Source organism: Halochromatium sp. (genome assembly GCF_054919635.1).
In genome coordinates, this window is the sequence record NZ_JBUDPI010000079.1 from 1 (window position 1) to 12,432 (window position 12,432).

Below are 12,432 nucleotides of genomic sequence, written 5' to 3' on the forward strand. Positions count from 1 at the left end.
GCCCGCGACCCGATGCGCAGGTTGCTAGAGCTCGACTGCAGGCTCTTGCAGGATGCTGTCACTGGTCTGGTGGAGGCCGATCTCGACAAGGCGATTGAGGTGTTCGAGGCCGACTCACAACTGAATGACGCCAGCGAGCAGCTACGCGCCGCACTCTTCGCCCCGGCAACGGGGCTTAGCGGCAATCATTTCGCTGGCCTCTTGACGGTGGCCCATGCGCTCGAGCGCACCGGTAACCACGCCAATAATATCGCCGAGCAGGTGGCCTACGTGATCACCGGCGAAGATGTGCGCTTCCGCAACCGGGAGCTGCTCATCGATCGTCTGCGCAGCTGGCGCTGAGACGAACCGGACTGCTGCAGGCCTGATCTCCACCTCATCGAAGGTGGGCATCCTAGCCGAACCGGCCGGTAATATAATCCTCGGTCAGCTTGTGCTGCGGCTGATTGAAAATGTCATCGGTGGTGCCGACCTCCACCAGATCACCGAGATGGAAATAGGCGGTACGCTGGGAGACGCGGGCTGCCTGCTGCATCGAGTGCGTGACGATCGCAATGGTGTACTGTTGGCGCAGCTCGTCGATCAGCTCCTCGATGATCGCGGTCGCAATCGGGTCCAATGCCGAGCAGGGCTCGTCCATCAGGATCACCTCGGGCGAGACCGAGATGGTGCGAGCAATACAGAGGCGCTGCTGCTGACCACCTGAGAGACTGGTGCCGGGCGCATCGAGACGGTCCTTGACCTCGTTCCACAGGCCGGCCCGCTGCAGGCTGGTCTCGACCAGCTCATCGAGCTCGGCGCGATTGTTGGTCAGTCCATGGATGCGCGGCCCGTAGGCAATGTTCTCGTAGATCGATTTCGGGAAGGGGTTCGGCTTTTGAAACACCATGCCAACCCGGGCGCGCAGTGGCACGACATCAATACTCCGGTCCTGGACCTCTTGGCCGTCAAGCTTGATCGAGCCCGTCACCTTGGCCGCTGGGATGGTGTCGTTCATCCGGTTCAGACAGCGGAGGAAGGTCGATTTCCCGCAACCAGAAGGGCCGATCATCGAGATCACCTCGTTGCGGCCGATGTCCAGGCTGACGTTCTTGATCGCATGCTTATCGTCGTACCAGACATTGACGTCACGGCAGATCATGCGTGGATTCGCCGAGGTAACGTCACCGACGGTGGTGGCGGTGGACTGGTCTTGCGCCAGGTGATCGGCGGTTATGTTTGAGGGTTTCACTGCGACAGCATCGGCGATCGTATTCATTGGAGACTCGGAAGAGTGGCGATGAGACTCGAGCACTGCGGGCGGCTTTACCTCTGCGCTTGAGCCATCATCCTGGTTATTCATGGGTTGTTCTCTGCGCGTGGCACCCAATCGACGTATCCGCGATGGCCGCGAGCCTCCGGGTGCCATCGGCGCTGCTCACCAGCGCCGCTCAAAGCGTCGGCGCAGTAGCACCGCCGTCAGGTTCATCAAGATCAAGAAGGCCAATAGCACCATGATCGCAGCCGAGGTCCGTTCGACAAAACCGCGCTCGGGACTATCCGCCCAGAGGAAGATCTGCACCGGCAGCACGGTCGCCGGATCAGTGAAGCCCTGCGGCACGTCGACGATGAAGGCGATCATACCGATCATCAGCAGCGGCGCACTTTCGCCGAGCGCTTGCGCCATGCCGATGATGGTGCCCGTCATCATGCCCGGCAGCGCCAAGGGCAGGACGTGATGAAGGCGGGTCTGCAACGGTGAGGCACCCACCCCAAGTGCGGCCTCGCGGATCGAGGGGGGTACCGATTTCAGCGCCGCGCGACTGGCGATGATAATCGTCGGCAATGTCATCAAGGTGAGCACCATTGCCGCTACCAGTGGTGTGGAGCGCGGTACGCCGAAGAAGTTGATGAAGACCGCAAGCCCGAGCAGCCCAAAGACGATCGAGGGCACGGCTGCCAGGTTGTTGATGTTCACCTCGATCAGGTCAGTGAGGCGATTCTTCGGCGCAAACTCCTCCAGATACAAGGCCGCGCCGACGGCGATCGGGAACGAGAACAACAGCGTCAAGACGAGGGTATAGAACGACCCCATCACTGCGCCGGCGATACCGGCCAGCTCGGGCTCGCGCGAGGTGCCGTTGGTGAAGAACGGGACATTGAAGCGTTTGCTCAGCAGCCCTTCGTGCTGCAGCTGCAGCACCCAAGCGAGCTGCTGATCATTGAGTCGACGCGCATCCTGAGGCGTGGTCAGCTCCAGTGTCTGCCAAGTGCCCGCTTCGGCAGGTGTCGCCGAGACCGGTGGCACCAGCACCTCACCGCGGGCGCTATCGGCCTCGAGCGCAATCAGCTTGACCAGCCCATCGTTGATGCGCAGCAGGAAGCTCGGCGCATCAGCGCTCGGCACCAGCTCATCGCTGCCTCTGGCCTCCTCGCGCAGGGCCTGGATCTTGGTCTCGAGTCGATCGATGTCGCGCTCATTTCGAGCGACCTCTCGCTCAGCCTCACCCGCCTTGTCGGCACTGAGATCGGCTTGCTCGAGCAGCGCTGTCTGATCGTCGTGGGTGCGCTGCAGCCGCGCCTGCTGGCGCGCCAAGCTATCGGCATTATCCTCGAGCCGAGCCCGTGCTTGCTCGAGGAGCGGCAGCAACGCATCATCTGAGACGCGGACAACGACAGCGTTGCCGATCTTGTCCAGATCCCCGGCCAGGGTTGCGACCCCAGCGCCTTCTGCGCGCAAGATCGGGGTCGAGCGTCCCTTCAGGAACATGTCGACGTCGTCGTCGGCGAGCAGAGGCACAGACTGCTCAGTGCCGATCACCGTCGGATCATTGGTCACCATGCGTCGCAGCTGCAGCGGGGCACCGGGGCTGAGCAGCGCATCCAGGTTGCGTCGCTCAGTGCGACCCGTCACTGCCGGAAACTCAGCGCGCAAGGCATCACGGGCGAGCTTAAGGAAGTTGACGCCCCTCAACTGGCGCGCAACCTCGGTCTCGTCCAGGTCACCCTCGCGCAGCGCTCCGCTCGGGTCGATCACCTCGGTATCGAAGCTCACCGGCAGCTCGATGTAGGACTGGAAGAAAGCGGTGTAGCCCTTGCTGACGATGCTGACGAAGAGGATCGCGACGAAGCTGAGTCCAAGCAACACGGCGCTGGCCCCGAGCAGCCGGAAGCGGCGCTCGGCGGCATAGCGGCGCTTGAGGCTGGACTCGACGATCTGTCTTGGACTGCGGTCGGAACCGCTGGCTGTCGTTGAATTACTCATACTGTTCACGGTATTTGCGCACAATGTGCAGCGCGATGACATTGAGAATCAGCGTCACGACGAAGAGCGTGAGACCGAGCGCAAAGGCGGCCAAGGTCTTGGCGCTATCGAACTCTTGGTCGCCGGTGAGCAGGGTAACGATTTGCACCGTCACGGTGGTGACACTCTCGAACGGATTTGCGGTCAGGTTGGCGGCCAGACCGGCGGCCATGACCACGATCATGGTCTCACCGATCGCGCGCGAGACCGCCAGCAGCACACCACCAACGATACCCGGCAGCGCAGCCGGAAAGATCACGCGACGAATGGTTTCCGACTGCGTAGCGCCGAGAGCATAGGAGCCGTCTCGCATCGCTTGTGGCACGGCGTTGATCACGTCCTCGGAAAGCGAGGAGACGAAGGGGATGATCATGATGCCCATGACCAAACCGGCCGCGAGCGCGCTCTCGGAGGCGATATCCAGCCCAACGCTCTCACCCAACCCGCGCATGAAGGGCGCCACGGTCAATGCAGCGAAGAAACCGTAAACCACCGTTGGGATGCCGGCCAGGATCTCCAATACCGGTTTTGCCCAAGCGCGCACCGAGCGGGGCGCATACTCGGCCAGATAGATCGCGGAAAGCAGCCCAACGGGCACCGCCAACAACATCGCGATGAACGAGATCAGCAAGGTGCCCGTGAATAGCGGGATGGCGCCAAAGGCCCCGGACGCGCCCACCTGCTCGGCGCGCAGCGCGATCTGCGGGCTCCACTTGGTGCCGAACAGGAACTCGGTCCAAGGCACCTTCTGGAAGAAACGGATCGACTCAAACAGCACCGACAGCACGATGCCAAGCGTGGTCAGGATCGCGATCGACGAGAACAGGACCAGTACGACCATCACAATCGACTCGACTCGATTACGGGCGCGGAAGCTGGGGGTCGTGTGCTGCCAGGCCCAGGCCATACCCGCTAACACCAGCGCACCGGTGAGCGACCAGAGCGCGAGTGCGGCAAGGCCGGACAGGCGCTGATAATGGGCTGCAGCCGCCTGCACCTCGGGGCTGATCTCGCGCGAGCTGATATTGCCGGTGGCCAGGTTGCGAATATCGCTGGTCAACAGGCTTAGCTGCCCTTCCGAGAGCTCTGCGGTCATCGCTTGCGGCAGCTCGGCGATGGTCAGCGCAGTCAGGATGTGCTCCTGCAAGCCGACCCAGAACAGCAGTAGCAGCAGTGCCGGTAGGCCAACCCAGAGCGCCGCGTAATAGCCGTAATACACCGGCAACGAATGCAGGCGATTGATCTGAGCAGCACCGCCGACGACGCCGATCGCGCGCTTGCGCCCGAGATGGTAGGCCAGCGCCATAGCGGCCAGGATGATGAACAACAGCAGCGAAGGGCTCATAGGGGACTAGCGGTCTTGATTCGTCACAACACTCTAGAACGCAAGACGCCAGCAGCCCTTGCGGACCGCTGGCGCTCACGAGCCACGATGCCACGCTCAAGCGCAGCACCGCGGGTCAAGCCAGCGCCTTACTTAGGGCTGGACATCGGCTCTAAGGCCTGAGCCGACGTGGCAATCTTCTCACGCATGTCTTCCGGCAGCGGGATCAGACCCTTGCTCGGCAGGTAGCCATCTGGACCCCAGGCGTTCTCGCTGGTGAAGGCGGTCACGTACTCTTGAATGCCAGGAATGGTGCCGACGTGGGCGTTCTTGACATAGAAGTAGAGCGAGCGCGACACCGGATAGTCACCGCTGGCGATATTGTCGAAGGTCGGTGCAACGCCTTCGATGATGGTGCCTTGCAGCTTGTCCGAGTTCTGATCCAGGAAGCTGAAGCCGAAGATGCCGAGCGCATCCGGGTTAGAGTCGAGCTTCTGAACGATCAGGTTGTCGTTCTCGCCAGCCTCGACATAGGCGCCGTCCTCACGGACGGTGCGGCAGACAGCCTTGTACTTCGACTTATCTTCGCTCTTCATCGCGGCAATCCAGTCGAAGGTCTTGCAGCCGCCTTCCATCGCGATCTCGGCAAAGGCATCACGGGTACCAGAGGTCGGCGGTGGGCCGAGCACCTCAATGGCCACGTCGGGCAGCTCTGGGTTCACCTCTTTCCACGTCTTGTATGGATTCGCGACCAGTTCTTCGCCACCCTCAGGGTTCGGCACGTCCTTCGCTAGCGCCAGCCACACGTCGCGCAGCGACAGCTCCAACTGCGGAGCCTTCTTTGAGTTGGCGATGGCGATGCCGTCGTACCCGATCTTGACCTCGGTGATCTCCTCGACACCATTCTCCTGGCACTTCTCGAATTCAGAGACCTTCATCCGACGCGAGGCGTTGGTGACGTCCGGATGCTCGACGCCAACACCGGCGCAGAACAGCTTCATGCCGCCACCCGAGCCAGTCGACTCGATCTTCGGCGTCGGGAATTCGGTGGTATTGCCGAACCGCTCCGCGACGGTGGTCGCAAACGGGAACACGGTCGAGGAACCGACGATGTTGATGGTGTCGCGGGCCATCGCCTGCGACGACAGGGTCAGGGCGCCAAGGACGGCAACGGCGAGTACAGATTTCTTCATGGAGAGACTCCATCAGCGGGTGAATCGAGCCACCGATTGTCTGCCCAAACTATTGTTATGGCATGACGGCTTCATTGCCGTTTGATGACGACGACCTCGAGCGCCGAGCTCGCCCGCGCTGCTGGCGAGTCGAAGCATCACTTAACGGCGGCCGATAATGCGATTCATGGCACGCTGGACCCGGTTGCTCGGCACCGAGAAGCCGATACCGACATTGCCACCAGAGGGTCCGATGAGGGCCGTGTTGATGCCGACGACCTCGCCGGCCAGATTGACCAAGGGGCCGCCAGAGTTGCCCGGATTAATGGAAGCATCGGTTTGGATTAGACCGCCAAGGGTATCGCCGGCAATGCCACCGCGCCCCACGGCACTGACGATGCCCGAGGTCACCGTCTGACCAATACCAAAAGGGTTGCCGATCGCGACCACAAAATCGCCGACCTCCAGTGCCGAAGAATCGCCAAAACGCAGGGCCGGCGCGCTTACCGATGGGATCCGTAAGACGGAAATATCGGCGCTGGCATCGCTGCCGATCAAGGTTGCCCGGAAGCTACGCTGGTCTTTCAAGGTCACCGTGATCTCACTCGCGTCGCGGATCACGTGCGCATTGGTCAGCACGTAGCCGCGCCCCGCATCGATGATCACCCCTGAGCCGACACTCTGGGTGCGCTGACGCTGCATCGACTGAGGAAGCGGCAGATCAAAGCGCTCCAGAAAACGTCGGAAGGCAGGGTCGCGCAAGAACGGATGCTCCTCGAGCAAGGTCTCTGAGTCGACCGAGATATTGACCACCGCGGGCGTGATCGGACGCAGCAAGGGCGCCAAGGACGGATAGCCTTTGCCGCCGATGCCCTTGAGATAGATCGGCAGCGCAGCCCCGCTATCGGCATCGGCTTCTGTCCGCTCACCCGGAGAGGTACCATCGAGCGGCGCCACAACCGCCGTGCTCGCACAGCCGCTCAGGAGCCCGAGCACCAGGAGAGCGGTCAGTAGGACCCCTGGCGAGCAGGTTGGCATGAACCGAGGCTTAAGTGCCCGCATCAGCGCAGGCATCCGCGCCAGCATCAGCACGGTCATGAGCGCGGCCACCAAAGAGCCTGCAAACCTGCGCCAGTCCATCGGCCGCACTAGTCTCGCGCCAATGCTGGGCTCCGCGCCAATGCACTTGCCACCTCGAGACGAAAGCCATAGGCCACTGGTTGATTGATCATCAGGCTAAAGGGTAGCCAGTCGCGCCCGCGGCGGACGAACCCTGCGTAGGTGCTGATCCCGCGCAGCGTCCCCGTCTTCGCCCGGACGCTCGTGTCATTGTCCTGCTCGGGCAGTAGCTCGAGATAGGGCCGCAGCCGCTCCAGCACATCCAGCATCTGCCGGCCGCTGAGTCGATTGCCACGGGAGAGACCCGCGCCGTCTTCGATGCGCACATCGCGCCAGCCAAAGGTCTGTCGCGCCCAACGCTCCAGCGCTCGCTGAGAGCTGGCCATGCTCGTTCGTCCCTGCTGCTCACCCAGGAGCAGGAAGAGATCATTGGCGACGAAGTTTGTCGAATACTCGAGCATGTTCTTGATCACCTGCCCGAGCGTCTGGCTGCTGCGATGGGCATAGATCAATGTTGCCGACGCTGGCACCGCCCCCAGCTCAACCCGTGGCCCGACCTCAACACCGGCCAGCTGCAGCTTTGCCTTCAAGACCTCGCGAAAGTGGCCTAAAGCGGTCTCACCATCAACCAGATTGATGCGGTGCTTGCCGTCGCCGAGCCCACGTCCGAGCCGTTGCGCCGTTGGCGTGATCGGGGTTTGCGCCTCGCCACTCCTGGCCCGCCCGGCAGAGACCAGCAGACTCACGGTGTTGAAGTTGACCGCAAGCGAGGTCACTGGCGCGTCGTAGGGATTATTGCTCGACGATCGGCCCGGGATCAGGACTTGCGTTCCGAACAGCTCCGCATCGAGCCCGAGTCCGGACACAGCGCGCACGCCGGCGGCCTTCAGGGCGCTGACCACTCGATCGAGCTCTTCAGAGACCAGATAGGGATCACCGCCTCCCTGCACCCAAAGCAGGTTGTCGTTGCCTCGAAAAAAGCCTGTCTCGAAGCGGTGCGTCAGTCCCCAACGCTCAATCGCAGCCAAGGCCGTCACCAGCTTCATGGTTGAGGCCGGCACCAGGGGTCGATCAGGCTGGTCAGCGATCAGCAGTTGGCGACCGTCGCTAAGCACCAGGCTGGCGTCCTTCAGGGCCATCGCTTGCTCCACCGGTCCACCGATAGCAGAACCGGTCAGCGCGAGCCAGAACAAGAAGCCAAACGCGACTGTAGTGATCGCGCGCGAAGCAGAACGGAACAGAACGCACATGAGCGGCACCCGAAGCAAGAGCATTCAGCAATAGCGGCCGCGAGCATAGCACGGGCTGCTTAGGGCTTCGGCTTCGGCTCCAGCTCCAGCGACACCGAGTTGATGCAGTAGCGCAGCCCGGTCGGCCTCGGCCCATCCGGAAACACATGGCCGAGATGGGAGTTGCACCGAGCACAATGCACCTCGGTCCGACGCATGCCGTAGCTCGTATCGGTCTCGGTCTCGACCGCGGACTCGCTCAATGGGGCATAGAAGCTCGGCCAACCGGTACCCGAATCGAACTTCTGCTCGGCATCAAAGAGCTCGGCACCGCAGGCCGCGCAGCGGTAGCGACCCGGTGTCTTGGTCTCGAAATAGGCACCACTGAAGGCGGGCTCGGTCCCATGCTCACGCAGCACGCGATATTGCTCGGCGCTCAGCTTGTCGCGCCACTCGGACTCGGTCTTCTCGATCTTCTCGCTCATGCTGTGATCCTATCGGTGGTGATGGATTTGGGCGACCTGGGGGGATCGCGCGGCTCGCAGTCTTCCCGACCTGGTTGAGGCAACAATCGGCGCCTCGCTATACTGGCGCGTCGTTAGGCGCACCGTCGCGCCGTCTCCACCCTGGGTTCTTCGATGCGTCCCCCTAGCTTCAACCGCCTGATCGACTGGGTCATGGGGTCAGACTCGTCCGATGTCCACCCCCGCCGGCCCTGAGCATGCGACGCTCCTCACGTCCCTATATCTCCCGCTTGATCATGGCGATCGCCGCGATCGGGCTCTTTTTGATCGGCTATCAATGGGGCAACCAGTTCCAGCACGCCCATCAAACGCCACTGCGCATCGACGGCGTCTTGCTGCGCCCTCCACTTGAGCTGCCCGAGCTCGACCTGCAATCGACTCAAGGCCCATTCAGCCGCGACGAGCTCGAGCAACATTGGTCACTGATCGCCTTCGGCTCGCCGGGCAGTGCGGTTGGTCATCGGGGCGTGTCGCGACTCATCGAGATCGCCAACCGGGTCGCCGACCAGTCGGAGCTGCGCCAGCGCCTGCTGCTTCTGCTGATCAGTGCCGATGACGCGCCAACCCTGGCTCGCGACTTCGAGCAGCTGACGCCTAGCTTGCGGGTCCTAAGCACCTCCGAGCAGTCGCTCGCCCGGCTAAAGGAGGACCTTGGTGCGGGCCAGAGCGGGCCTGCAGAGGGCGCTGAGCTAGCACCGCCGTTGTTCTTAATCGATCCCGAAGCGCGCTTGGTCGCGCTGTTCTCGGGTGCACAACCGGCCGCCAGCATTGCTGAGGACCTGAAGCGGCTCTCGGAGCGCCCCGATGCGCTCCCCAGCGCGCCCCAGCGCCCGGCGGAGGTGCCGACCGCCGAGCCTGAGCCTCCGCAAGCCGATGACTAGTCCCAACGCCAGCAGCACCAGCCTCGGCCTGGGCGCTAGGCTGTTCGTCGGTCTACAATACCTGCTGCCACAGCGCGCCCTGTCAACCGCGATGTTCTGGTTGACGCAACGGCATTGGCCCGGGTTGATCCACTGGATCATTCGGGTGTATGTGCGTCTCTTCGGTGTCGATCTCGCCGAGGCCGCTGAGCCCGACCCGCGCGCCTATTCCAGCTTCAATGCCTTCTTTACCCGACCGCTTCGCGCCGGTGCAAGACCATTACCGAGCAGGGACAGCGCCATCGCCTGCCCGGTCGACGGAAGAGTCAGCCAGGCCGGGGCCGTCGACAATGGCCGGCTGATTCAAGCCAAGGGCCAGTCTTATTCGCTTGAGACGCTGCTCGGCGGCGATCAAGCACTGGCGACGGAGTTTCGAGATGGACTCTTCGCAACCCTCTATCTTGCACCTGCGGATTATCACCGCATCCATATGCCAACGACCGGCCGTCTCAGGCAGACGCTGCTGATCCCAGGTCGGCTGTTTAGCGTCAACCCGACCACCGCGGCCGCGGTACCTGGACTCTTCGCGCGAAACGAGCGCGCCGTCTGCATCTTTGACACCAACGCCGGTCCGATGGCCCTGGTCCTGGTCGGTGCCATCTTTGTCGGCAGCATCGAGACCGTCTGGTCCGGGCGCTTGACGCCACCGCGCGTGCAGCGATTGCAAGTCGTATCCGCCGGCGACAGCTCTGACGACAAGCGACCCACGCTCGAGCGAGGTGACGAGCTCGGCCGCTTCAACATGGGCTCAACCGTGATCTTGCTCCTCCCGCGCGGCCGGGCGCGCTGGGAGCCGAGCCTGCAGCCTGGCGCGGTTGTGCGCTATGGCGAGACGATCGGCCAGTGGGGTGCTCCAGCGGAGCGCTCCGGTGGAAGTGCTGGGGCAGTCACGAGCTAGCGCAACCAATGCGCCCCTGGCCTGACGCTATCTTCATTCTGGCTTTATTCGGACTTTACGGGGGACGCCAAACGCGGCCGTGCTTGAGCAAGACATCAAGCACGCTCGACCGGAAACGCGAGCACGGCGTCGATCTCATCCACGCCGAGCGCGCACATCAACAGCCGGTCCAGCCCCAATGCCACCCCGGCGCTCGCCGGCATGCCTGCCTCGAGCGCGTCAAGAAAGGCCTCGTCGATCGGTGGCACTACCTGACCTGCGGCGCGGCGTGCGCGCTGATCGGCCTGAAAGCGGGCGCGCTGCTCGTCGGCATCGGTCAGCTCATCGAATGCATTCGCCAGCTCCATGCCCTCGAGATAGAGCTCGAAGCGCTCCGCGACCTGGACATCGCCGCTAGCATCAGCAGATCGGATTCGTGCGAGCGCGGCTTGGGTTGGCGGGTAGTCGCGGACAACGCTCATGCGGCCTCGGCCCAGCCCGGGCTCGAGACATTGGCTCATCAGTAGGTCCAGCCAGCCATCGCGGTCCAGCACTAGCTGACTGCAGCCCTCGACTCCCTTGGCCTGAGCCACGGCCTTGAGCTGAGTCGGCTCGGCCGCCCAGGGGTCGACGCCCAACTGCTCGATAAACAGCTGCCGATAGCTCAGCACCTCGCAATCGAGGCCAGGCTGCCCAAGGAGGTCACGCACCAGCTCGGCGACCTCATCGATCAGAGCATCCAGACCCCAGCCCGGTCGGTACCACTCCAAGAGACTGAACTCAGGATGGTGCCGGCGCCCACGCTCACCGTCGCGAAACACCTTGCAGACCTGGTAGATCGGACCGCTGCCGGCGGCCAGCAGGCGCTTCATCGGCAGCTCGGGCGAGGTGTGCAGATAGAGCCGCTGAGCCGATGGGCAAGTCGCGCCAAGCCAACGCGTTCGTAGCGATTCGAGCGCTGGATCAGTGGTCGCGCTCGCCAAGAGCAATGGCGTTTCGACCTCTAAGACCCCGCGCTCGGCAAAGAAGCGGCGCAACCGCTGGAGCATGAGTGCGCGCGCGCGCAGCGCATCGAGCGACGCCATCGGGCGCCAACGCGCCTCCAGTGATAGATCAGAGCCATCACGCCGGTCGCAACCGGCAGTGGCCGAGCTCACAGCGTCAAGATCAGACAACCCGGCGCTCGGATCACTCGTCCTTGGCGCGAGAGACGTAAGAGCCCGTTCGGGTATCGACCTTGATCATCTCGCCGGTCTGCACGAACAGCGGCACATTCACCACCGCTCCCGTCTCGAGCGTCGCCGGCTTACCGCCGCCGCCCGAGGTATCGCCCTTCAGTCCAGGATCGGTCTCAGTGATCTCCAAGACCACAAAGCTCGGCGGATCGACGCTGATCGGTTGGCCGTTGTAGAGCGTGACACTGCAGAGGTCTTGCTCCTTGATCCACTTGGCGGCCTCGCCAATCGTGGCCTCATCGGCGGTCAATTGCTCGAAACTGCTCGGGTCCATGAAGTGCCAGAGCTCACCATCGTAGTAGAGATACTGGAGATCGGTCTCGTGCACATCGGCGGCCTCGACCGAATCACCCGATTTGAAGGTCCGCTCGACCACACGGCCGGTCTTCAGATTGCGAACCTTGACGCGGTTGAAGGCCTGTCCCTTGCCCGGTTTCACGAACTCGTTCTCGACGATCGTATAAGGATCGCCATCGAGCATAATCTTCAGCCCGCCCTTAAACTCGTTGGTCTTGTAACTTGCCATCAGATCCTCTTGCAGTGCATCGTGCAGTCAATGCGATGGTCTGCCCGGCAGCGCTAAGGATTCGGGGCGCCGAAACCGGACAGAAACCTAACCCACTATGGTAGCGCGAACCCAACAGCGATGGCAGACCCCGACCTGGAAGCTGGAGTTGGCCTCAGCCTTCACCGATCCGGTCGCGCTGCTGAAGGCCCTTGAGATCAGCCCAACGGCGTTACCAACAGCG

11 protein-coding genes and 2 pseudogenes are annotated in these 12,432 nt (G+C 62.9%); 3 read left to right on the forward strand and 10 right to left on the reverse strand.

Annotation, left to right across the window (positions count from 1 at the left end):
- Positions 1-342 (forward strand): PhoU domain-containing protein (locus ACY693_RS06955; protein ID WP_462321105.1); only part of this gene is annotated, 342 nt, incomplete at its 5' end.
- Positions 343-394: 52 nt separating this feature from the next.
- Here the strand turns inward: ACY693_RS06955 and pstB are convergent.
- The 8 genes and pseudogenes from pstB to msrB form a co-directional block, all read right to left on the reverse strand.
- Positions 395-1,141 (reverse strand): phosphate ABC transporter ATP-binding protein PstB, encoded by a 747-nt coding sequence (gene pstB / locus ACY693_RS06960; protein WP_462321114.1) that lies wholly within the window; start codon positions 1,139-1,141, stop codon positions 395-397.
- A 276-nt stretch (positions 1,142-1,417) separates the two neighbouring features.
- Positions 1,418-2,212, reverse strand: a pseudogene (gene pstA, locus ACY693_RS06965) (phosphate ABC transporter permease PstA); the annotation flags it as partial.
- A 525-nt stretch (positions 2,213-2,737) separates the two neighbouring features.
- Positions 2,738-3,286 (reverse strand): annotated as a pseudogene (locus tag ACY693_RS06970) (DUF3333 domain-containing protein); the annotation flags it as partial.
- A complete protein-coding gene (pstC, locus tag ACY693_RS06975) occupies positions 3,237-4,628 on the reverse strand; it encodes a phosphate ABC transporter permease subunit PstC (RefSeq protein WP_462321106.1) in 1,392 nt (463 codons plus the stop codon). The gene pstC and the pseudogene ACY693_RS06970, both read right to left, overlap by 50 nt.
- 128 nt (positions 4,629-4,756) lie before the next feature.
- Positions 4,757-5,800, reverse strand: coding sequence for a substrate-binding domain-containing protein (locus tag ACY693_RS06980; protein ID WP_462321107.1), 1,044 nt, complete (start codon positions 5,798-5,800; stop codon positions 4,757-4,759).
- Between the two features lie 141 nt (positions 5,801-5,941).
- Positions 5,942-6,889 carry a trypsin-like peptidase domain-containing protein gene (locus ACY693_RS06985; RefSeq protein WP_462321108.1) on the reverse strand — a complete coding sequence of 316 codons (948 nt, stop codon included), beginning with the start codon at positions 6,887-6,889 and terminating at the stop codon, positions 5,942-5,944.
- A 38-nt stretch (positions 6,890-6,927) separates the two neighbouring features.
- The gene (locus ACY693_RS06990; RefSeq protein WP_462321109.1) at positions 6,928-8,037 is read right to left on the reverse strand and encodes a D-alanyl-D-alanine carboxypeptidase/D-alanyl-D-alanine-endopeptidase; all 1,110 of its coding nucleotides are present in this window, start codon (positions 8,035-8,037) and stop codon (positions 6,928-6,930) included.
- A 170-nt stretch (positions 8,038-8,207) separates the two neighbouring features.
- Positions 8,208-8,612, reverse strand: a complete 405-nt coding sequence (gene msrB / locus ACY693_RS06995; protein ID WP_462321110.1) for a peptide-methionine (R)-S-oxide reductase MsrB — start codon at positions 8,610-8,612, stop codon at positions 8,208-8,210.
- A gap of 236 nt (positions 8,613-8,848) precedes the next feature.
- Between msrB and ACY693_RS07000 the strand changes: the two genes are divergently transcribed.
- Both ACY693_RS07000 and asd read left to right on the forward strand, forming a co-directional pair.
- Positions 8,849-9,532 (forward strand): hypothetical protein, encoded by a 684-nt coding sequence (locus ACY693_RS07000; protein WP_462321111.1) that lies wholly within the window; start codon positions 8,849-8,851, stop codon positions 9,530-9,532.
- On the forward strand, positions 9,525-10,469 hold the full coding sequence (gene asd, locus ACY693_RS07005; protein WP_462321112.1) for an archaetidylserine decarboxylase: 945 nt from the start codon (positions 9,525-9,527) through the stop codon (positions 10,467-10,469). The genes ACY693_RS07000 and asd overlap by 8 nt, the downstream gene beginning before the upstream one ends.
- Positions 10,470-10,564: 95 nt before the next feature.
- Here the strand turns inward: asd and epmA are convergent, their stop codons facing one another.
- Together epmA and efp are read right to left on the reverse strand one after the other, a co-directional pair.
- Complete coding sequence (gene epmA / locus ACY693_RS07010; protein ID WP_462321115.1) at positions 10,565-11,554, reverse strand: EF-P lysine aminoacylase EpmA; 990 nt, start codon at positions 11,552-11,554, stop codon at positions 10,565-10,567.
- Positions 11,555-11,636: 82 nt separating this feature from the next.
- Positions 11,637-12,209, reverse strand: coding sequence for an elongation factor P (efp, locus tag ACY693_RS07015; protein WP_462321113.1), 573 nt, complete (start codon positions 12,207-12,209; stop codon positions 11,637-11,639).
- Between the last annotated feature and the right edge of the window lie 223 nt (positions 12,210-12,432).